Source organism: Streptomyces sp. NPDC088553 (genome assembly GCF_044752965.1).
In the GTDB taxonomy this organism is placed as follows: domain Bacteria; phylum Actinomycetota; class Actinomycetes; order Streptomycetales; family Streptomycetaceae; genus Streptomyces.
Window position 1 is genome coordinate 601,984 of record NZ_JBIVMG010000006.1, and the last position, 20,072, is coordinate 622,055.

The following is a 20,072-nucleotide window of genomic DNA, read 5'->3' on the forward strand; positions in this document are numbered from 1 at the left end:
GCAGGTGCTGGGGCGCCTCGCCGAACGGGCCTTGGTGGCACCGCTCCATCAGGGCCATCCGCCCGGCGGGGTCGTCCCGGACGGAGGCGGCCTGCCGCACGGCCCAGTCGGCGGCCGTGACATCGGACGTCACGCACACAGAATCCCACGCGCGGGATCCCGTGCGCAGGCGGAATGGGCCGTTATGTCCCGGTCCCGGATACGCTCGGGACATGAGCTGGCTCCGGGCGTTGAAGGAGACCGCCCGCTCCGGGCTCACCGTCGAGCGGCAGCGGCTCGCCCCCGTCGTCGCCGCCCGCGCCGCCTTCGGACTCGCCCTCGTCATCGGCTTCTCGCTCGCCGTCTTCGGCCCCGCCGTCGCCGCCTCCTCCGCCTTCGGCGCCTTCCAGGCGGCCATCGCGACCTTCCAGCGTTCGTGGCGCCCCCGCCCCACCCTCGCCCTCGCCTCCGGCGCCAGCCTCGCCGTGTCGACCTTCCTCGGCTATCTCGTCGGCTCCGAGGAGATCCTCTTCCTCGCCCTGCTGGTCCTCTGGACCTTCGTCTCGGGCCTCGCCTGGGCCGCGGGGCCCACCGCCGGCATGATCGCCTCCTCCAACGTGGCGATCATGCTGGTGACCGTCACCCTCCCCACCTCCGTCGCGACCGCCGCCGGCCACGCCGTCATGATCTTCGCGGGCGGTGTGGTCCAGGCCGCCCTGGTCGTCCTCCTCCCGGTCCGCCACTGGGGCGCCCAGCGCGACGCCCTCGCGGACGCGCTCGCCGCGGAGGCGGACTACGCCCGCCGACTGCGCCACGACCCGGTCGCTCCGTTCGACCCCGTGCCTCTCATGACCGCCCGCAGCGCGGCCGCCGTGACACCCGGCCAGGCCCGTCGCCGCCCGGCGGAGCTCCACGGAGCCCGCGGCCTCGCCGAGCGCATCCGCCCGGTCCTCGCCTCCCTCGCCGACCCGGCCGTCGGCGTCCCGGAGGAAGGCCCGGCACGCGCGCGCGTACAGGAGCTGCTCGGGGCGGCGGGCACCGTCCTGGACGCCGCCGCGCACGCGATCCGGCACGGCGAACCGGTCGCCCTCCCCGCATCCGCCGTCGCCACCCTCCACACCCCGGACACCCTCTCGATCCTGCACGGCCCGCCCCGCCGCGCCGCCATCCGCCTCACGGCGCTGCTCGGCGACGTCGTCGACACGGCCGATCCGAGGACGGAGACCTCGGGCCACGGCGCCACACCCCGGGAGCGCCCCACCCTCGTCCGGCTGACCCCGATCGTCGTGGCGAAGGCGCGCGCCGAGCTGCGCCGGGACTCGCCGATCCTGCGCCACGCGATCCGCGTCTCGGCGGTCACTGCCGCCGGCTACCTGCTGGGCACGGTGCTCCCCCTCGGGCACGGCTACTGGGCGCCGATGGCCTCGGTCATGGTCATGCGCCCGGACTTCTCGCAGACGTACGCGCGCTCGGTGGCGCGGTTCGGCGGCACCCTCGTCGGGGTGGCCCTGGCGACGGGGGTCGTGCAGTCGGCCCACCCGGGCGCGTACCTGTCGGCCGGGCTCGCGGTCGTGTGCGCCTTCGCGATGTACCTGTTCATCCGGACGGGGTATGCCGCCAGTCAGGTCTTCGTCGCCGCGTACGTCGTCTTCCTGCTCGGCATGGAGGGCGTCGGCGTGGGCCAGACCGTACGGGACCGGGTGACGCTGACCCTGCTCGGCGGGGTCCTCGCCATGCTGGCTTACGCCGTCTACCCGGCCTGGGAGACGCCCAGGCTGCGCGGCCGGCTCGCGGACTGGCTGGCGTCCGTCGGCCGGTACGCGGCGGTCGTCATCGCGCGGTACGCCGACCCGGTCGGTCCCGGCAGCCCCGATGTCCGCGAGGCGCTCCTGAACACCCGCGCGGCCCGCGTCGCCTGGCAGGAGGCCGTGGAGAGGGCGACGCACGAGCCCGTACGGCACCGGGGCCTCTCGCACGCCGCGACCGAACAGGCAGACCACGCGCTCGCCGAGTTCGGGCGGGTGGCGATGCTCATGGAGGCGCACCTTCCGGAGCCCGGCGCCCCGCCCGTACCGGCCGCCGCGACCCTCGCGGAGTCCCTGCGCCGGGCGACGGAGCGGGGCGCCAAGGACATACGGGAACGCAAGGAGCCCCGCTGGGACGAGCTGCGCGAGACGGTCGACGCCTGGTCCGACGACGCACCGGACCACTTCCTGCTGCACAAGGGCGCGGTGCTCCTCCTGGAGGCCCTGGACGAGGTCACGACGGCCCTGACGGACTCCACGCGGGCGCGTGCGCGGTAGCGCCGCCCCCTCCTGCGCGGCGGGGACGCCGGCCCGTACGAATTTCGCGGTCATGTCATCCGGCACGTGGGCGGGCGGAGTTGGTAGGGGGAGAGGGGCGCGGACGTACGCGGTCCTCCACCGACATCCGACCCCAGGAGCACCCGCATGAAGAAGTACTGGCTGGCGGCGGCCGGCGTCGTGGCCGCCGTGGCGATCGCGGCACCGTCGGCCGTCGGAGCGCCCACCGCGACCTCCACCACTTCCGCGACCTCCACCACCTCCTTCGCGAACGGGACCGCTGCCCCGACCGAGCCCGCCAAGGTCACCCCGGCCAAGGCCGCCGTGCCCGCCCCGAACCCGGTCCGCACCGTCCGCCCCGGCGAGCGCGTGGACGCCGGCGGGGGCTTCACCGTGTGGCTGACCCGCGACGGCAAGCACTGGACGGGCCCGGACGGTTACGAGAACTTCCGCAGCGTCGTCGACGGCAACATCGACCGCTCCGAGCCCGGCGTGAGCCACCAGAGCGAGGGCGACGCGACGGGCGTCTTCCACTCGGGCCTCTACTACGGGACCCGCAACGCGGGCCGCGTCGAACTGAGCGACACCGAGGGCCACAGGACCGTCGCCACCCTCATCGCCCTGCCCGGCCGCCCCGACTGGGGTGTCTGGTACGCCCACACGGCGCCGGCGGACGGGAACGGCGGCAGCAGCCTCGGCGTCACTCTCTACGACCGCGCGGGCAAGCTCCTGGCCGAGCTTCCGGGCTTCCACTTCCCGGCCGGCCTCGGCTGACCGTGGCGCACACGTGGCGGGGCCCGGCACGGGGCGGGCCCCGCCACCTCTCCACGGCTCTCTTGATCCACCGACCGATCGCGAGGTCCGACACCGTGCCGCACGAGTCCGTCACCGAGGTCACCGAAGTCGCCCGGGCCTCCGAGGTCGCCCAGGCCACCGCGGTCACCGAGGTCGCCCAGGCCACCGAGGCCAAGGCGGCCGCCGGGGCCGCTGGGACGAGCGAGGCCGCCAGGACCGCCGGGGCCGGCAGGACCGCCGGGGCCGCCAGGACGACCGCGACCTCCGAGGCCGACGACGGCTTCTCCGCGTTCGCCGTCGTCGCCTGGCCGCGGCTGGTGCGCACCGCCCAGCTCCTGACCGGGGACTTCCACGAGGCCGAGGACCTGGTGCAGACGACGCTCGCCAAGGTGTACGCGCGGTGGCGGCGGGTTCCGCGCGAGGAGATCGACCTCTACGTGCGCCGGGCGCTGATCAACAACAACCTCAGCCGGGTCCGCCGGAAGCGGGTCGTCCATCTCCTGACGCCGGTCCTGCCGGAGTCGCTGCGCCACACCTCCGCGAGCCACGCGGAGGCGGTCGAGCAACGCACCGCGCTCCTGGCCGCGTTAGCGGACCTGACCGCGCGTCAACGCGCGGTCATGGTGCTCCGCTACTGGGAGGATCTGACCGAGCTGGAGATCGCGAGCGTGCTCAACTGCTCGATCGGCACGGTCAAGACCCACGCCCGGCGCGGTCTGGCCGCGCTGCGCGCCCACCCGGGGCTCGTCACCGTCCCCGCCCCGCCTCTCCCCGCCCCCACCGGAGCCCGACGATGACCCCCGCACGGCCGACGACACCCCCCGACCCCCAGCCCGAATCCCACCTCCACGCGGTGTTCGCGCGGGCCGCATCCGACGTCACCCCGGGCCCGCTCCCGCTGGAGGCCGTCCGGCGAGCGGGCCGGGCGCGCCGCCGGCGCCGTACGACCGCGCTGTCGGCCCTCTCGGTGCTCGCGGTCGCGACGGCCGTGGTGGCGGTCGTCGTCGTCCTGACTCCGGTACGCCCGTCCCCGGTGGCCCGGGGGCCGGCCCCCGTCGCCGTCCCGCCGACGGTCGTCCCGACCTCGGCGGGGTCCGTCCGCACGAGCGACGAACCGCCGACGCCGGACCCGACCCCGATCAGGACCGTGGCCTCCGGCGAGCGGGTGGACGCGGGGAAGGGCTGGAAGGTCTGGCTGACCGCGGAGGGCAAGCACTGGGCCGGGCCGGACGGCATCGAGAACACCCGCAGCGTCACCGACGGCAACATCGACGTGGGTGAGCCGGGTGTGAGCCACCAGAGCGAGGGTGACCCGAAGGGGGCCTTCCACTCGGGGCTCTACTACGGGACCCGTGCGGCGGGCCGCGTCGAGCTGAAGAACGCCGAGGGCCGCAGGGCCGTCGCCACCCTGCTCGAACTGCCGGGCATGCCGGGCTGGGGGGTCTGGTACGTGCACACCGGGCCGGGGATGGGCGAGGTCGGCACGGCGCTGTACGACCGGGCCGGCACACTCCTCTCCGAGCTGCCGCTGATCCCCAGGAGCGACCCCTCCTGAGCCGGGAAGGTGTCCTCCTTGGCCGCCGATCGAAGATCGGGACCCGTAGGGTGAGGGGGTCGGCGGCGCCCCGTACTCGCTGGTAGCACGCTCTGTCGCGTAGCCGCTACGCCACCCCCCGTGCACGTGCATCTGCTCATGCATCGGCATATGAACACAGCTATGATCCGAGGAAGTTGACACCTGCACCAAGCAACTCGGGGAGCTACCAGTGCATCATGCGCATCGTGCGTACAACGGCATGGCGGCCACGGAGCTGCGAGGCGTCGTGTGGCAGAAGAGCAGGCACAGCAACTCCCAGGGGTCCTGCGTGGAGTTCGCCAAACTGCCGGGGGGAAACGTTGCCGTACGCAACTCGCGTCACCCCGAAGGCCCCGCCCTCGTCTACACGCCCGCGGAGATAGAGGCGCTTCTCCTCGGCGTCAAGGACGGCGAGTTCGACCACCTGGTGTGAGCGCGACGCGGGTGTGCGGACCATGGTCGACGCGCGCGCGTGGATCACGTACCCGCGACGGATATGTGGATCACGTACCCGCGACGGACATACGAGGGAAGGGCCCCGGCGGCATCCGCCGGGGCCCTTCCCTCGTCATCCGTACGTACGGCGTGCGGCGCGGCTACTCCGGACCGATCCGGAACAGCGCCCACACCACCTTCCCCCGCAGCGTGCCGGCGAGCGGATGCCACCCCCAGCCGTCGCTGAACGAGTCCACCAGGAACAGTCCGCGTCCCGACTCGGCGGCGAAGTCCTCCTCGCCGCCGCGCGCCTCCGGGCTCTCCCGGCTGGGGTCGCGCACAGCGCACACCAGGCGTGAGGACCAGCGCATCAAATGCAGGCGAACCGGTGGATTCTGGCCTTCTTCCTGGGGCGCGTCGGCGGGCAGCGCGTGGCGCAGCGCGTTGGTGACGAGCTCGGAGACGACCAGGGCCACGTCGTCGAAGCGCTCGGTCAGCTCCCAGCGGTCGAGCGTCGCGCTGGTGAACTTCCGGGCTCCGCGCACGGCTTCGTACCGCGCGGGCAGCGCGCACGAGGCGGAGGTGGAGACGGCGCCGGGATCGATCGGCGGAAGGCCCTGCCGTAACGGCTCGAGCACGGTCGATCCATTCGTCCCCATGCGAGGCACTCCCGGGAATCGCGACTGTGGTGCGACAACACGACAACACGAACGAGTACGCGGCTGCGCGGGGTCCATGCTTCCGAATGCGACCACTGGATGCAAGGGCAGATGCACGTGCACGCGCCGGACCTGTCCGTCCCCGTGCCTAATCTGTGCATAAGTCGTCCGCCGCTGGAGGCGAACTTTCCGCGACTGCCCGGAACTCGCCGTCTTTCCGTAATCGAATGTGTACGCGCTGAAGCGTTTGGTGGCAGAATCCGGGGCTCGACGGGGGCTCGACACCGTAAGGGGAGGCTGGGAGCCGTGACCGCAGGCGAATCGGGCGGAGCGAGCGGGAGTGTGGTGCGGCGCATCCTGCTGGGCTCCCAGCTGAGGCGGTTGCGCGAGTCGCGCGGGATCACCCGCGAGGCGGCCGGCTACTCGATCCGCGCGTCCGAATCCAAGATCAGCCGCATGGAGTTGGGACGGGTGAGCTTCAAGGCCAGGGACGTCGAGGATCTGCTCACGCTGTACGGGGTCGGGGACGAGGCCGAGCGCGGCTCGCTCCTCGGGCTCGCCCGTGAGGCCAACGTCGCGGGGTGGTGGCACAGCTTCGGCGACGTCCTGCCGGGCTGGTTCCAGACGTACATCGGCCTGGAGGGCGCCGCCTCCCTCATCCGCGTCTACGAAGTGCAGTTCGTCCACGGCCTGTTGCAGACCGAGGCGTACGCCCAGGCCGTCGTCACCCGGGGCATGCCCGGCGCCCCCGCCGCCGAGATCGACCGTCGCGTCGCACTCCGCCTCGAACGGCAGAAGGTCCTCGTCTCCGAGCGCGCCCCGCAGTTCCACGCCGTCCTCGACGAGGCCGCGCTGCGCCGCCCCTACGGTGACCGGTCCGTCATGCGGGGCCAGTTGAGGCATCTGATCGAGATCTCCGAACACCCGGGCGTGACGCTCCAGATCATGCCCTTCAGCTTCGGCGGGCACGCCGGCGAGAGCGGCGCCTTCACGATGCTGAGCTTCCCCGAGTCCGACCTCTCCGACATCGTCTATCTGGAGCAGCTCACCAGCGCCCTCTACCTCGACAAGCGCGAGGAGGTCGCCCAGTACCAGCGTGTGATGGAGCGACTGCAGAAGGAAGGACCGGATCCGGCCGAAAGCCGTGATCTTCTCCGGGGACTCCTCCAACTCACCTGACACATCAGTACGATGACGTGACATCAGTTTCGACGTCTCCGCGCTTCGGCGTTTCGACGTCACTTCTGTCATCCGTGCGGAAGTAGAGCGGGGAGAAGGGGTCTCGATCCATGTCGCACTTCACCGACCTGGCCCACCAGTACATCGACGGAGAGTGGAAGCCCGGCAGCGGCTCGTGGGACATCATCGACTTCAACCCGTACACGGGGGAGAAGCTGGCGTCGATCACGGTCGCCACCGCCGGTGAGGTCGACCGCGCGTACCGCGCCGCGGAGCGCGCCCAGGCCGAGTGGGCCGAGACCAACCCGTACACCCGCCGGCTCGTCTTCGAGCGCGCGCTGCGGATCGTCGAGGACCGCGAGGAGGAGATCGCCGAGACGATCGTCGCCGAGCTCGGCGGCACCCGTCTCAAGGCCGCCTTCGAGCTGCACCTCGCCAAGGAGTTCCTGCGCGAGGCGGTGCAGCTGGCGCTGCGCCCCGAGGGACGCATCCTGCCGTCCCCGGTCGACGGCAAGGAGAACCGCGTCTACCGCGTCCCGGTCGGCGTCGTCGGTGTCATCTCCCCCTTCAACTTCCCCTTCCTCCTGTCGATCAAGTCGGTCGCGCCCGCGCTGGCCCTCGGCAACGCCGTCGTCCTCAAGCCGCACCAGAACACCCCGATCTGCGGCGGCACCCTCGTCGCCAAGGTCCTGGAGGAGGCCGGTCTGCCGGCCGGTCTGCTGAACGTCGTCGTCACCGACATCGCCGAGATCGGCGACGCGCTCCTGACCCACCCCGTCCCGAAGGTCATCTCCTTCACCGGCTCCGACAAGGTCGGCCGCCACGTCGCCACGGTCTGCGCGCAGAACTTCAAGCACGCCGTCCTCGAACTCGGCGGCAACAGCGCCCTGATCGTCCTCGACGACGCGGACGTGGACTACGCGGTCGACGCGGCCGTCTTCAGTCGCTTCGTGCACCAGGGCCAGGTCTGCATGGCCGCCAACCGGATCCTGGTGGACCGGACGGTGGAGGAGGAGTTCACCGAGAAGTTCGTGGCGAAGGTGCGGACCCTGCGCGTCGGCGACCCCGCCGACCCCGCCACCCACATCGGTCCGCTGATCAACTCCCAGCAGGCGGAGGCCGTCTCCTCGCTCGTCGACCAGACGGTCGAGGCCGGCGCCACGGCGCTCCTGCACGGCACGGTCGACGGCAACCTCGTCTCCCCGTCCGTCCTCACCGGCTTCGCCCCGGACGCCCCGATCCTGGGCCAGGAGATCTTCGGCCCGGTCGCCCTGATCGTCCCGTTCGACGGCGAGGAGGAGGCCGTACGGATCGCCAACGACACCCCGTACGGGCTCAGCGGCGCCGTCCACACGGGGAACGTCGAGCGCGGTGTACGGGTCGCCAAGCGCATCCACACCGGCATGATCCACATCAACGACGGCACCGTGCACGACGAGCCGATCGTTCCCTTCGGCGGCGAGAAGCACTCGGGCGTCGGGCGGCTCAACGGCGAGGCGATGGTGGAGAGCTTCACCACCCAGAAGTGGATCTCGATCCAGCACGGCCGGAGCCGTTTCCCCTTCTGATCCCTCTTGGGGGACGTCGCTGCCTGAGGTTCCTGCGGAAGGTTCCTGCTTGCGGACACTCCCTGTCCGCAAGCCTCCGTAGCGTGGTCGGTGTCGAAGAGGTTCAGCTACGGAAGGCGGACATCATGGTGGCTCTGGTTCCCACGGAGGCCCACGGCGACGAGCGCGGCGCGCTCCTCAACTTCGTCGAGGCCCAGCGCGCCGCGATCCGCCGCTCGCTCCTCGGTCTCACCGAGGAGCAGGCGGCGAGTCGCCCCAGCGCGAGCGAGCTCAGCCTCTCCGGGCTGCTCAAGCACGTCGCCGAGGTCGAGCTGAACTGGCTCCGGCTGGCCCAGCAGCGGCCGAACGAGCGGCAGCGCAGCCAGGAGACCTGGGGCGAGGGCTTCCGGCTCGTGGACGGGGAGACGATCCCGGAGATCGTGGAGTTCTGGGCGGGCGTGGCGAAGGAGACCGAGGAGTACATCCGCTCGGTGCCGAGCCTGGACGACACCTTCCCGCTGCCCAAGGCGCCGTGGTTCCCCGAGGACGGGCGGGTCTCGGTCCGCTGGATGCTGCTCCACCTGGTGCAGGAGGCCGGCCGGCACGCCGGGCACGCGGACGTCATCCGCGAGTCCTTGGACGGCAAGGGCTCCTTCGAACTGATCGCGGCGGAGCAGGGGCGGTGACCCCGCGCGCGTACCCTGGTCAAAATTGACTAGGAGGTACGTGGGATGTCCGCGATCCGTCTTCTCGTCCTGGGCGCGGTGAAGCAGCACGGCCGCGCCCATGGCTACCAGGTCCGCAACGACCTGGAGTTCTGGGGCGCGCACGAGTGGTCCCACGCCAAGCCCGGCTCGATCTATCACGCGCTGAAGCAGATGGCGAAGCAGGGACTGCTGCACGCGCACGAGGTGGCGCCGAGCGCGGTGGGCGGGCCGCCGCGCGTCGAGTACGAGCTGACGGAGCGCGGGCTGGAGGAGTACTTCGCGCTGCTGCGCGAGGCGCTGACCACGTACGACCAGAAGATGGACGTCTTGTCGGCGGGCATCGGCTTCATCGTGGACCTGCCCCGGGGCGAGGCCGCGGAGCTGCTGCGGCAGCGGGTGCGGGCGCTCGACGAGTGGCGGAGCACGGTCACGGAGTACTACACGCCGGAGGGCGGCCCCGGTCAGCTCGGGCACATCGGCGAGATCATGCATCTGTGGGTCCACTCGGCGGACGCCGGCAAGGAGTGGACGCTCGGCCTGATCGAGCGGATCGAGGGTGGGGCGTATGTGTTCGCGGGCGAGGGTGAGCCTTTCGTGGGCGTGCTCGCGGAGGGCGAGGAGAACCCCTTCGCGACCTGACCGGGCGTGCGACTCGGGTGTGCGACCTGAACGAGCACGGCTCAGGAAACCAGCTAATCAAGTTTGACTAAGTCCTGGGCAGGGCATAGCTTGCTTCGTCGGTGGGCACTGGTCAAATTTGACTACGACGATTTCTGGAGGAATCGACATGGCAGCGACTGGGGACGCGATCCTCGTGGAGGGCGCACGCAAGCGGTACGGCGAGAAGGACGCCCTGGCCGGCCTCGACCTCACGGTCCGGCGCGGCACCGTCCACGGCCTGCTCGGGCCCAACGGCGCGGGCAAGACGACGACCGTACGGATCCTGGCCACCCTGCTCCGCCACGACGAGGGCCTGGTGCGGGTGGCGGGGCACGACGTACGGACCGAGGCCCGGGAGGTACGGCGGCGGATCGGGCTGCTCGGGCAGCACGCGGCCCTCGACGAGGAGCTGGGCGGCCGGCAGAACCTGGAGATGTTCGGCCGGCTCCACCACCTGGGCGCGCGGCGCGCGGGCACGCGGGCCGACGAGCTCCTGGAGCGCTTCGGCCTCACCGACACCGGCCGCAAGCCGGTCAAGCAGTTCAGCGGCGGCATGCGGCGGCGGCTCGACCTGGCGGCCTCGCTGATCACGGAGCCCGAGGTGCTCTTCCTGGACGAGCCGACGACGGGACTCGACCCACGCGGGCGCGGTGAGGTCTGGGAGTCGGTGCGCTCGCTCGTCGGCGGAGGCACCACGGTGCTGCTGACCACGCAGTACCTGGAGGAGGCCGACCAGCTCGCCGACCGGATCTCGGTCGTGGACCAGGGGCGGGTCGTGGCCGACGGCACGGCCGACGAGCTCAAGGCGCGGGTCGGCGTGGACCGCATCGACGTGGTCGTACGGGACGGGGCGCGGCTCGACGAGGCGGCCGGGCTGCTGCCCGTGCCGCGGGCCGAGGTGAGCGTGGACGCCGACCGGCGGCTGCTCAGCGTGCCGGTGGTGGACCGGATGGCCTCGCTCGCCGAGACCGTGCGGGTGCTGGCGGCGGCCGGGATCGAGGCGGAGGACATCGCCCTGCGGCGGCCGACGCTGGACGAGGTCTTCCTGCATCTGACGGGCGCGTCGGATGCGGCGGGTGCTTCGGATAAGGCGGGCGCTTCGGATGTGTCGGGCGGGCGTCAGGAGAGGGAGGTGGCGGCATGAGCGCCGCGTACGTGATGGGCGACTGCTGGACGATGACCCGCCGGGAGCTGGCGCACTGGGCGCGGCAGCCGGTGCAGGTCCTGGTCGGGCTCGTGTTCCCGGTGATGATGCTGCTGATGTTCGGCTATCTGGTCGGCGGCGGGCGGAGCGTCGACGGCGACTACGTCGACTTCCTGGTGCCCGGGATGCTCACGCTGACCATGGTGTTCGGGCTCGAAGGCACCATGACGGCGGTGACGCAGGACCTCAACAAGGGTGTGATCGACCGGTTCCGGGCGATGCCGATGGCCGACGGGGCGGTGCTCGTGGGGCGGGCGGCCGCCGACATGCTCCAGTCGACGGTGGGGCTGCTCGTGATGGTCGGCGTCGGGTACGCGATCGGCTGGCGGGCCGACGGTGGCCCGGGGAGCACCCTGGGGGCGCTGGGACTGCTGCTCCTGCTGCGGTTCGCGATGCTGTGGATCGGGATCTTCCTCGCGCTGGTCGCGGGGCGGCCCGAGCTGGTGCAGGCGGTGCAGATCCTGGTCTGGCCCATCGGCTTCCTCTCCAACGCCTTCGCCTCGCCGGACTCGATGCCGGGCTGGCTCGGCACGTTCGTGGAGTGGAACCCGATGTCGGCGACCGCGACGGCGGTCCGTGACCTCTTCGGCAATCCGGGCGGTGAGCCGGGGCACGTCTGGGCGGCGGTGGTGTGGCCGCTGGTGCTGCTCGCGGTCTTCTTCCCGCTGGCGGTACGGAAGTTCGGGCGGCTCGGGAAGTAGTGGGGAACCGGCTGCGTGGAAGTGGGAACCCGAGGGCGGTGAGCGGTGTATGGAAAGCAGCGGTTCACCGCGGACCGCCCGAGGGAGGACAGGGGGACGTGCGATGCGCAGGCCCGTGGGAGGAGTGGCCGGCGCCGTCGTGGCGCTGGTGCTGGTGGTGTTGAGCGGGTGTACGGGGCCGAAGTCGGCTCCGGAGGCAGGCGGTTCGGGGAGCCCGGGGGTGCCGGGGAGCTCGGGTGCTTCGGGAGGCGCGGGGGCCCCGGGGTCGGTCGGTGAGGGGCCGGTGGCCCGGCCGGATCCGGGGCTGTTCGGGGCGCCGCCCCGGATTCCGTCGGCGCCGGCGCTGCCCGGCTGGGCGCACAGTCTGGGCTTCGCGCGGGACGGCAGCGGGTTCGCGCTGCTCGCCTCGTGCGTGAGCGACCCGGCGGTCCCGGAGAACGGCTTCTGCAGGCAGCACGTGGCCGTGCTGGACGCCGGGGCGGAGGAATGGGTGCTGCGGCGGTCCCCGCTGCCCCGCGTGTCGGGGACGGACGGCATATCGGCGAACCTGGTGCCCCTCGGCCCCGGCCGGGCGCTCGTCGAGGAGGGCGGCGCCGAGCCGGGCGCGCGGACCTGGTTCACCGAGGACGGCGGGCGCGACTGGCGGGCGGGCGACCGGCGTACGGTCGGGACGACCCCGGAGATACCCGCGGGGGCGGTGCTCGGCACCGACTGCGCCGCGCCCTCCGCGGCCCTGCCGGACGACTGCGAGCGGCAGCGTCTCGTGGTGATCTCGCCGCGGGACGGGCGGCGTCGGGCGCTGGCCAGGGTGCCCCTCCTGGGGGCGCATCCCCGTCCCCAGGAGCAGCCGGAGCCCGACGGGTCCTGGTGGGTCTCGGGCACGGACCCGCTGTCGGGGCGGGCGGCGGTCGCCGTCTCCCGGGACGGGGGCCGTGGCTGGACGGTCAGCCGGCTGCCGAGCCCCGTCGCGAGCCCCGGGTGGCACACGACGGTGGCGGTGGGCAGGGACGCGGTGTACGCGGCGGAGATGGGGGAGTTGGTGGGCGGTGAGCCCGTCAAGAACCCGATGCGGGCGCTGCACCGTTCGGTGGACGGCGGGATGACTTGGCAGCGGATGTGGACGACGGGGCCGACGGAACAGCCCCGCACGCTCCTGGGGCTGCCGGTCCCGGGACCCGGCGGGCGGGTCGAGATCGGAGGGGAGCTGTCGGGGTACGGGAGCGTGGACGGCGGCCGTACCTTCACCCGGCTCGACGACGGCACGCACCACACCCGTCGCACCCCGCTCGGGCTGCTGCGCGAGGGGTCCCGCTGTCGGTACGCGCTGACCGCGGACGGGGTGCGTTGGTCGGAGTTCCAGCTGGCCTGCGAGGACCCCGCGGGCGGTTGAGGGCAGGAGTCAGTGGTGGAAGGAGGTCGCGCTGCTTCGATCGTCGGTGAACGGGTGCGGCTGGCGCCGGAGTTCGGGCAGGAGCCGGTTCAGGTCCTCGATGAAGAGCTCGGCCAGGTCGGCGGAGAAGCCGTTGCGGCAGACCACGCGCAGCACGGACAGGTCCTCGCGGTTGGCGGGGAAGGTGTAGGCGGGGACCAGCCAGCCCTGTTCGCGGAGGCGCCGGGAGACGTCGAAGACGTCGAAGGAGGTGACGTCGGGAGTGGTGGTGAAGGCGAAGACGGGCAGTTGGTTGCCGCGGGTGAGGAGCCGGAAGTCGCCCATGGCCTCGATCCGTTCGGCGAGGCCGCGGGCGATGTCGCGGGATGTCTGCTGCACCGCGCGGTAGCCCTCCCGGCCGAGCCTGAGGAAGGTGTAGTACTGCGCGACGACCTGGGCGCCCGGCCGGGAGAAGTTGAGGGCGAAGGTGGGCATGTCGCCGCCCAGGTAGTTGACGCGGAAGACGAGATCCTCGGGGAGTTCCTCGGGGGAGCGCCACAGGGCCCAGCCGACGCCCGGGTAGACCAGGCCGTACTTGTGACCGGAGGTGTTGATGGAGGAGACCCGGGGGAGCCGGAAGTCCCAGACCAGGTCCTCGTCGAGGAACGGGGCGATCATGGCGCCGGAGGCGCCGTCGACGTGGACGGGGATATCGAGACCGGTGCGCTCCTGGAGGGCGTCCAGGGCGGCGCAGATCTCGGCGACGGGCTCGTAGGAGCCGTCGAAGGTCGAGCCGAGGACGGCGACGACGCCGATGGTGTTCTCGTCGCAGAGCGCGGCGGCGGTCTCGGCGTCGAGGTGGAAGCGGTCGCCCTCCATGGGGACGAGGCGGGGTTCGACCTCCCAGAAGTTGCAGAACTTGTCCCAGCAGACCTGGACGTTGACGCCCATGACCAGGTTGGGGCGGGCGCTGCCCGGGTAGCGGTCGGCGTTCCGCTTCGCCCAGCGGCGCTTGAGGGCCATGCCGGCGAGCATGCAGGCCTCGCTGGAGCCGGTGGTGGAGCAGCCGACGGCGGTGGCCGGGTCCGGGGCGTGCCACAGGTCGGCGAGCATGGCGACGCAGCGGCGCTCCAGCTCGGCGGTGCGCGGGTACTCGTCCTTGTCGATCATGTTCTTGTCGCGGCACTCAGCCATCAGGACGCCCGCCTGGGGCTCCATCCAGGTGGTGACGAAGGTGGCGAGGTTGAGCCGGGAGTTGCCGTCGAGCATCAGCTCGTCGTGGACGAGCTGGTAGGCGCTCGACGGGGGCAGCGGGCCCTCGGGCAGCTGGTGTTGGGGTGGGGCCTCGGTCATACCGCCGACCGGGTTGGCCTCGCCGAAGAAGGGATTGAGGGCGAGCCGGCGTTCGGGCTGGGCGGGGGAGGTGGGGGAACCCTTGTGCAGCGCCATGGGGGACTCCTTCTGTCCGGTGGGAGGTTCTCTCCGAGGGGGAACCGGGTCAGTGCAGGGCGCGGCCCTGATGGTCGAGTTCGAGCTGGGGGCGGCCGGTGACGATCAGCCAGGCGGGGAGGGAGGCCAGGCAGAGCAGGGCGAACATCGCGGGCGAGGCGGCGAGGACGCCGCCGACGAAGAGGCTGATCCAGCCCTGCCGGGTGGTGGCGAGCAGGACGCCGAGGACGGCGGAGGAGACGGCGACCGCCGGGTGCACCTCGGGGACGAGGGCCTGGGCGAGCAGCCCGAAGGCGGCGCCGATGAAGACGGCGGGGAAGATCCGGCCGCCCCGGAAGCCGCAGGAGGCGGCGATGAGGAGGGCGAGGAGTTTGATCACGGCCATCCTGGCCAGCTCGCCGGAGGACCAGCTGCCGACCGAGGAGGTGAGCTCCTTGACCTGCTCCAGGCCCTTGAAGAGGGTCAGAGACCCGCCGATGGCGCCCAGGAGGCCGAGGACGAGTCCGCCGAGGGGCAGCATCAGCATGGGGTGCCGCAGGCGCCGGAAGGCGGCGTGGACGTAGGGGAAGAGATAGCACGCGGCGAGGCCGAAGGCGGCCGCGGCGGTGGCGATCACCAGGGCGGCGAGCAGGTCGCCCCAGCCGGGGTCGGTGAGGGGCGGGAGCCCCATGGCGAAGCTGGGTTCGGCGAGCAGCTGGGTGGTCATGGCGCCGGCGCCGGCGGCGACGAGCGGGGCGAAGAGCCGGTCCCAGAGCGAGCCGCGGCCCGGTACGCCGACGAGGGCCTCGGAGATGACGAGGGCGGCGGCCACCGGGGTGCCGAAGAGGGCGCCGATGGTGGCGGCCGAGGCCAGGGAGACCCAGAAGGCACCGGGGACGGTGGGGGCGGCCTTGCGGCCCAGCCAGTAGGCGAGGGCGATGTTGGACGCGATGATCGGGTTCTCGGGGCCGAGGCTGACCCCGCCGGCGAGCGCGAGCGTGCTCGCGAGCAGGAGGCCCGGGATGACCCCGGGGGCGAGCGGCGTGCCGCCGAGGCCCTCGGAGGCCGGGTCGGGCCCGGCGTGTCCGGGGAACTTCCAGATGACGAGGCCCACAGCGATGCCGGCCGCCGTGAGCATGCTGATGATCCAGAGGGAGGAGTAGTCGCCGATGCCGAGGGCGCCCGGCAGGTCGTGCCAGAGAACGTCCTCGAGTTCCTCCGAGAGGGCCTCGATCCCGAGGAACAGCAGGCTGGCCGCCACTCCGACCACGAGCGCGGGCAGCACTTGGGGGAGCAGGACCTGGACCGGGGTCGCGGTGCCGGCGGGGGGAGGAGGCGGAGCATGATCGGGGGCCACCGCCCCACCATAAGTGAGCAAATGCCGCACAACATCCCGAAATCCGGGTCGAACGGACTTGCACCTCACGTCGCGTCAGGCCCGAGGCTGACACGCGTACCGACAGAGAAGGGGGCGGACGGCCGATGGGCTACTCCGTAGGACAGGTATCCGGCCTCGCCGGGGTCACGGTGCGCACCCTGCACCACTACGACGCGATCGGGCTGCTCTCCCCGAGCGGCCGCAGCACGGCGGGACACCGCCGCTACGACGACGCGGACCTCGACCGGCTGCAGCAGATCATGTTCTACCGGGAGCTCGGCTTTCCCCTCGAAGAGGTCGCCGTCCTCCTCGACGACCCGCACGCCGACCCGCGGGAGCACCTGCGGCGGCAGCACGCGCTGCTGACCGAGCGGATCGGTGAGCTCCGGAGGATGGCGGCGGCCGTCGAGCACGCCATGGAGGCGAAGCGGATGGGCATCAATCTCACCCCCGAGGAGAAGTTCGAGGTCTTCGGGGACAAGGACCCCGAGCGGTACGCGGAGGAGACCGCGCGCCGCTGGGGCGGCACGTACTCGCACGACCTGGCCCAGGCACGGGCCGCCGCGTACACCAAGGAGGACTGGCAGCGGATGAAGGACGAGGTGGACGCCTGGGGCGCGGCCTACGCCGACCTCATGGAGCGGGGCCTGGCCCCCGGCTCCGAGGAGGCGATGGACCTCGCCGAGGCCCACCGCCGCCACATCACCACCTGGTTCTTCGAGTGCCACCCGAAGACCCACGAGGGGCTCGCGGGGATGTACCTCGCCGACGAGAACTTCCACGCCTTCTACGACGCGCTCCACGCCGGCCTGCCCGAGCACCTCCACGCCGCCGTCCGGGCGAACGCGCGACGCCTGGGCGCCTGACGCGGGAGCCGGCTCCGGGGGGGGGCATCGGGCCGGACCCCCGGGGCCGTCCGACGGCTTCGCCCGGGGGTCCGGCCCCACGGCGCCGCCGCAGGGTCAGGCGATCGGTGCGATCACCACCGCCGTGCCGTACGCGCACACCTCCGTGCCCACGTCCGCCGCGTCCGTCACGTCGAAGCGGAACATCAGCACCGCGTTGGCGCCGCGCGCCCGAGCCTGTTCCACCAGGCGTTCCATGGCCTGGTTCCGGGTCTGCACGAGGGTCTTCGTCAGCCCCTTCAGCTCCCCGCCGACCATCGACTTGAGGCCCGCGCCGATCTGGCTGCCCAGATGGCGGGAGCGGACGGTGAGCCCGAAGACCTCACCGATCACCTGCCGGACCTCGAAGCCCGGCACGTCGTTCGTCGTCACGACCAGTACGTCGGGGTGCGACCCCTGGCCGCCTCCGTACTCCTCGATGCCCATCGGCATACACCTCCTGGCCCACAGCCTCGGGGGAACGGGCCCTCTCCGCATCCTGTGGGCACAGGGTGGAACCGGTCGCGTCCGGTTCACGTTGATAGCTTGGGGCCAGCCGTCCCCCATGCCCCCACCGACCGCAGGAGCCCGGAACCCGTGAACACGCTTGCCCTCGGACCGAGCTGGTTGGACCCGGACTATCTGATCCAGACCTTTGGTCCGATCGGTGTCCTGGCCATTGTCTTCGCCGAGTCCGGCCTCCTCATCGGGTTCTTCCTGCCCGGCGACTCACTGCTCTTCACCACCGGCCTGCTGATCACGACCGGCAAGCTGGACATGCCGCTGTGGCTGATGTGCACGCTGATCGTGGCCGCGGCGGTCCTCGGCGACCAGGTCGGATACCTCTTCGGACGCAAGGTCGGCCCGTCGCTCTTCAAGCGCCCCGACTCGAAGCTCTTCAAGCAGGAGAACGTCGAGAAGGCGCACGAGTTCTTCGAGAAGCACGGCCCGAAGTCGCTGATCCTGGCCCGCTTCGTCCCCATCGTGCGGACGTTCACGCCGATCATCGCCGGCGTCAGCCGCATGAACTACCGCCTGTTCATCACGTACAACATCATCGGCGGTGTGCTCTGGGGCGCGGGCGTGACCCTGCTCGGCGCCTCCCTCGGCAAGGTCGAGTTCGTGCACCAGCACATCGAGATGATCCTCGTCGGGATCGTCCTGATCTCCGTCGTGCCGATCGTGATCGAGGTGCTGAGGTCCCGCTCCCAGTCGAAGAAGGCACAGGTCAGGGGCGGCGACCACGGCGATCACGACGCCCCGGGTGACCACGACGCCCCCGGCACCCCCAACCCGCCCCGCGGCCGGCACGCGAAGCGCTGACCACGGACCCGCTCGAAGCACCGGAAGGGCCCCGCACACCGTGCGGGGCCCTTCCCGTGTCCCGGCCGACGGCCCAGGCCTCGGCCGACGGCCCAGGCCTCGGCCGACGACCCGTGTCCCGGGCCCCGAAAGCCCCGGATGCCCCGCTAGAAGCCCCTGGTCCGCTTGGCCGCGCGGCGGGCCGCCGCGGCACCGGGGGCCTGCATGAAGAGGCGGGCCAGCTCGCCTCCCAGGTTCACCCCGATCGCGATCGCCAGGGCCAGGGCCGCCGCCTTCGCCAGCGAGGCGAAGCCCTGGTCCAGGTTGTTCTGGGCGATCGCCAGCACCCCGAAGTACGTCGCCGAACCGGGCAGGAGCGGGCCGATCGCCGCCGTCACGTATGGCAGCGACGACGTGTGCTCGTAGCGGGCGATCAGCTGGCCGAAGAGGCCCACCAGACCCGCCGCCACCGCCGTCGCCATGACCGCCGACCCCTCCGCCGTCACCGCTATCGAGGCGTAGATCACCCACGCCACCCCGCCGTTCAGCGTCGCGAAGAGCACGGTCGACCGCGACTGCTGCAACAGGATCGCGAAGGTCGCGCACAGCACCATCGACGCCAGGATCTGCGTCACCGGCCGTTCCACCGCCCGCAGCGCCCCCTCCGGGTTCAGCTGAGCGTCGAACTGCACGGCGATGTACAGCACCGACAGCACGCCCACCACGATCGCGACGAAGAAGTACGCGACCTCCAGGAGCCGGGCCGAGGCCGTGATGTAGAAGCCGGTCAGACCGTCCTGCACCGCCGCCACGAGCGCCCGCCCCGGGATCAGCGCGAACAGGCCACCGGTGATCACCGCCGACGGCCGCAGATCCGCGTGCAGCATCGTCAGGAGCACGCCCATCGCCGCCGGCGGCATCGCCGCCACCAGGAACTGGTAGAACTCCGGCATCCCGCGCCCGGCGAACAGCCACGCCAGCCGGTCGCCGAGCACCGCGCCGAGTGCCGCCACGAAGAACACCGTCGGACCGCCGCCCAGCAGCACCGAGGCCGCCCCGGCGAGCACACCCGCCGCCGCCGTCAGGACCCAGCCGGGATACGGGTGCCGGTTGCGCCGTATCTCCGCGAGCCGCCCGTACGCCTCCTCGGGCGTCACCTCGTGCGCCCGCGCGTTGATGTCCGCGAGCAGCGTGTACACCGCCGCGAGCCGGGTGTAGTCCGTGCCCCGTCGCCGTACCGTCCGGTTCGCCGTGATCGGATCGTCCACGAGCGACGGCTGGTACGTGACGGACAACAGGGTGAACGTCACCGTCGGCTCGACCCGGTCCAGACCGTACGAGCGGCAGATCGCGAACATCGCCGCCTCGACGTCCTCCGCGCCCTCCCCGCCCGCGAGCAGCAGCTCGCCGATACGCAGGGTCAGGTCGAGCACACGCGGCACCGAGGGGCCGCTCTCGTCCTCCTTGCGCGGCGCCTCGGGCACCGGCCGCTCACCCACCGGGAGCCGCAGCATGGTCCGCATCCGGTCCTGCCACGGCGCGTTCTGCGAGAGCCGCACCAGAGGCACCCCGTACGCGGGGGTGAAGGCCGGCGGCGAGTTCTTCGCCGAGTACGTGGCGGGCGGCGCGAACGCCGAACCCTCCGTCTCGGCCGGCGGCTCCGTCGTCAGCCCCGGGGGAAGGGCGAACTCGGAGGTCGGGTGCTCCTCCTCCGGCGGCGCGGGCTGCTCCACCCCGACCGGCGGCACGAAGGCGCTCCGCGCCTCGTCCGACAACGGCTTCCGATCCTCAGGAGAGACCTCAGGAAAGCCTCCCGGGAGGTCCTCGGGAGAGACCTCCCCGGAGACCTCGGGAGAGACCTCGGGAGAGACCTCCCCGGAGTCCTCGGCAGAGTCCTCGGGAGCCACCTCCGCAGAGACCTCCCCAGAGTCCTCAGCATCGTCCTTCGAGCCGCCCGGCTCCGCCA

19 protein-coding genes are annotated in these 20,072 nt (G+C 72.0%); 14 read left to right on the forward strand and 5 right to left on the reverse strand.

The window, feature by feature from the left end:
• The first annotated feature begins 212 nt into the window (after window positions 1-212).
• From ACIP8Z_RS23400 to ACIP8Z_RS23420, 5 genes are all read left to right on the forward strand, one after another.
• The gene (locus tag ACIP8Z_RS23400) at window positions 213-2,282 is read left to right on the forward strand and encodes an FUSC family protein (protein WP_402086335.1); all 2,070 of its coding nucleotides are present in this window, start codon (window positions 213-215) and stop codon (window positions 2,280-2,282) included.
• Window positions 2,283-2,429: 147 nt separating this feature from the next.
• Window positions 2,430-3,056 (forward strand): hypothetical protein, encoded by a 627-nt coding sequence (locus ACIP8Z_RS23405; RefSeq protein WP_402086337.1) that lies wholly within the window; start codon window positions 2,430-2,432, stop codon window positions 3,054-3,056.
• Window positions 3,057-3,391: 335 nt separating this feature from the next.
• Window positions 3,392-3,874: a SigE family RNA polymerase sigma factor gene (locus ACIP8Z_RS23410; protein ID WP_402086557.1), complete on the forward strand. Its 483-nt coding sequence runs from the start codon at window positions 3,392-3,394 to the stop codon at window positions 3,872-3,874.
• Window positions 3,871-4,632, forward strand: a complete 762-nt coding sequence (locus tag ACIP8Z_RS23415) for a hypothetical protein (RefSeq protein WP_402086340.1) — start codon at window positions 3,871-3,873, stop codon at window positions 4,630-4,632. The genes ACIP8Z_RS23410 and ACIP8Z_RS23415 overlap by 4 nt, the downstream gene beginning before the upstream one ends.
• A gap of 241 nt (window positions 4,633-4,873) precedes the next feature.
• Window positions 4,874-5,086: a DUF397 domain-containing protein gene (locus ACIP8Z_RS23420; protein WP_173861569.1), complete on the forward strand. Its 213-nt coding sequence runs from the start codon at window positions 4,874-4,876 to the stop codon at window positions 5,084-5,086.
• Between the two features lie 163 nt (window positions 5,087-5,249).
• On the opposite strand, the gene ACIP8Z_RS23425 is transcribed toward ACIP8Z_RS23420, so the two are convergent.
• Window positions 5,250-5,747, reverse strand: a complete 498-nt coding sequence (locus ACIP8Z_RS23425; protein WP_402086343.1) for an ATP-binding protein — start codon at window positions 5,745-5,747, stop codon at window positions 5,250-5,252.
• 306 nt (window positions 5,748-6,053) lie between these two features.
• On the opposite strand from ACIP8Z_RS23425, the gene ACIP8Z_RS23430 reads away from it, so the two are divergent.
• From ACIP8Z_RS23430 to ACIP8Z_RS23460, 7 genes are all read left to right on the forward strand, one after another.
• Entirely contained in the window at window positions 6,054-6,926 is an 873-nt protein-coding gene (locus tag ACIP8Z_RS23430) for a helix-turn-helix transcriptional regulator (protein ID WP_187621695.1), read from the forward strand.
• 110 nt (window positions 6,927-7,036) lie between these two features.
• Window positions 7,037-8,494 carry an aldehyde dehydrogenase family protein gene (locus ACIP8Z_RS23435; RefSeq protein ID WP_402086346.1) on the forward strand — a complete coding sequence of 486 codons (1,458 nt, stop codon included), beginning with the start codon at window positions 7,037-7,039 and terminating at the stop codon, window positions 8,492-8,494.
• 125 nt (window positions 8,495-8,619) lie between these two features.
• On the forward strand, window positions 8,620-9,159 hold the full coding sequence (locus ACIP8Z_RS23440) for a DinB family protein (RefSeq protein ID WP_402086348.1): 540 nt from the start codon (window positions 8,620-8,622) through the stop codon (window positions 9,157-9,159).
• A gap of 45 nt (window positions 9,160-9,204) precedes the next feature.
• Window positions 9,205-9,819, forward strand: coding sequence for a PadR family transcriptional regulator (locus tag ACIP8Z_RS23445; protein WP_402086350.1), 615 nt, complete (start codon window positions 9,205-9,207; stop codon window positions 9,817-9,819).
• 148 nt (window positions 9,820-9,967) lie between these two features.
• A complete protein-coding gene (locus tag ACIP8Z_RS23450) occupies window positions 9,968-10,984 on the forward strand; it encodes an ATP-binding cassette domain-containing protein (RefSeq protein WP_402086353.1) in 1,017 nt (338 codons plus the stop codon).
• Window positions 10,981-11,745, forward strand: a complete 765-nt coding sequence (locus ACIP8Z_RS23455; protein WP_402086355.1) for an ABC transporter permease — start codon at window positions 10,981-10,983, stop codon at window positions 11,743-11,745. Before ACIP8Z_RS23450 ends, ACIP8Z_RS23455 begins: the two co-directional genes overlap by 4 nt.
• Before the next feature lie 283 nt (window positions 11,746-12,028).
• On the forward strand, window positions 12,029-13,135 hold the full coding sequence (locus ACIP8Z_RS23460; RefSeq protein ID WP_402086358.1) for a WD40/YVTN/BNR-like repeat-containing protein: 1,107 nt from the start codon (window positions 12,029-12,031) through the stop codon (window positions 13,133-13,135).
• Between the two features lie 9 nt (window positions 13,136-13,144).
• Here the strand turns inward: ACIP8Z_RS23460 and ACIP8Z_RS23465 are convergent, their stop codons facing one another.
• Both ACIP8Z_RS23465 and ACIP8Z_RS23470 read right to left on the reverse strand, forming a co-directional pair.
• Complete coding sequence (locus ACIP8Z_RS23465) at window positions 13,145-14,563, reverse strand: glutamate decarboxylase (protein ID WP_402086360.1); 1,419 nt, start codon at window positions 14,561-14,563, stop codon at window positions 13,145-13,147.
• 49 nt (window positions 14,564-14,612) lie between these two features.
• A complete protein-coding gene (locus ACIP8Z_RS23470) occupies window positions 14,613-15,899 on the reverse strand; it encodes an ion channel protein (RefSeq protein WP_402086361.1) in 1,287 nt (428 codons plus the stop codon).
• A 125-nt stretch (window positions 15,900-16,024) separates the two neighbouring features.
• On the opposite strand from ACIP8Z_RS23470, the gene ACIP8Z_RS23475 reads away from it, so the two are divergent.
• Window positions 16,025-16,786: a MerR family transcriptional regulator gene (locus ACIP8Z_RS23475; protein ID WP_402086363.1), complete on the forward strand. Its 762-nt coding sequence runs from the start codon at window positions 16,025-16,027 to the stop codon at window positions 16,784-16,786.
• A 96-nt stretch (window positions 16,787-16,882) separates the two neighbouring features.
• Here ACIP8Z_RS23475 and ACIP8Z_RS23480 read toward each other — a convergent pair whose 3' ends face one another.
• Window positions 16,883-17,251, reverse strand: a complete 369-nt coding sequence (locus tag ACIP8Z_RS23480) for a YbjQ family protein (protein WP_319316234.1) — start codon at window positions 17,249-17,251, stop codon at window positions 16,883-16,885.
• 150 nt (window positions 17,252-17,401) lie between these two features.
• On the opposite strand from ACIP8Z_RS23480, the gene ACIP8Z_RS23485 reads away from it, so the two are divergent.
• A complete protein-coding gene (locus ACIP8Z_RS23485; RefSeq protein ID WP_402086365.1) occupies window positions 17,402-18,127 on the forward strand; it encodes a DedA family protein in 726 nt (241 codons plus the stop codon).
• A 146-nt stretch (window positions 18,128-18,273) separates the two neighbouring features.
• Here ACIP8Z_RS23485 and ACIP8Z_RS23490 read toward each other — a convergent pair whose 3' ends face one another.
• Window positions 18,274-19,881: a threonine/serine exporter ThrE family protein gene (locus ACIP8Z_RS23490; protein WP_402086367.1), complete on the reverse strand. Its 1,608-nt coding sequence runs from the start codon at window positions 19,879-19,881 to the stop codon at window positions 18,274-18,276.
• Window positions 19,882-20,072: the final 191 nt, after the last annotated feature.

What these genes read in the sequence shown, in the direction of transcription:
- ACIP8Z_RS23455 (WP_402086355.1), top strand. Translation starts at nt 10,981, where the DNA reads ATGAGCGCCGCGTACGTGATGGGCGACTGCTGGACGATGACCCGCCGG.
- ACIP8Z_RS23420 (WP_173861569.1), top strand. Translation starts at nt 4,874, where the DNA reads ATGGCGGCCACGGAGCTGCGAGGCGTCGTGTGGCAGAAGAGCAGGCAC.
- ACIP8Z_RS23450 (WP_402086353.1), top strand. Translation starts at nt 9,968, where the DNA reads ATGGCAGCGACTGGGGACGCGATCCTCGTGGAGGGCGCACGCAAGCGG.
- ACIP8Z_RS23475 (WP_402086363.1), top strand. Translation starts at nt 16,025, where the DNA reads ATGGGCTACTCCGTAGGACAGGTATCCGGCCTCGCCGGGGTCACGGTG.
- ACIP8Z_RS23400 (WP_402086335.1), top strand. Translation starts at nt 213, where the DNA reads ATGAGCTGGCTCCGGGCGTTGAAGGAGACCGCCCGCTCCGGGCTCACC.
- ACIP8Z_RS23445 (WP_402086350.1), top strand. Translation starts at nt 9,205, where the DNA reads ATGTCCGCGATCCGTCTTCTCGTCCTGGGCGCGGTGAAGCAGCACGGC.
- ACIP8Z_RS23405 (WP_402086337.1), top strand. Translation starts at nt 2,430, where the DNA reads ATGAAGAAGTACTGGCTGGCGGCGGCCGGCGTCGTGGCCGCCGTGGCG.
- ACIP8Z_RS23425 (WP_402086343.1), bottom strand. Translation starts at nt 5,747, where the DNA reads ATGGGGACGAATGGATCGACCGTGCTCGAGCCGTTACGGCAGGGCCTT.
- ACIP8Z_RS23415 (WP_402086340.1), top strand. Translation starts at nt 3,871, where the DNA reads ATGACCCCCGCACGGCCGACGACACCCCCCGACCCCCAGCCCGAATCC.
- ACIP8Z_RS23465 (WP_402086360.1), bottom strand. Translation starts at nt 14,563, where the DNA reads ATGGCGCTGCACAAGGGTTCCCCCACCTCCCCCGCCCAGCCCGAACGC.
- ACIP8Z_RS23480 (WP_319316234.1), bottom strand. Translation starts at nt 17,251, where the DNA reads ATGGGCATCGAGGAGTACGGAGGCGGCCAGGGGTCGCACCCCGACGTA.
- ACIP8Z_RS23440 (WP_402086348.1), top strand. Translation starts at nt 8,620, where the DNA reads ATGGTGGCTCTGGTTCCCACGGAGGCCCACGGCGACGAGCGCGGCGCG.
- ACIP8Z_RS23435 (WP_402086346.1), top strand. Translation starts at nt 7,037, where the DNA reads ATGTCGCACTTCACCGACCTGGCCCACCAGTACATCGACGGAGAGTGG.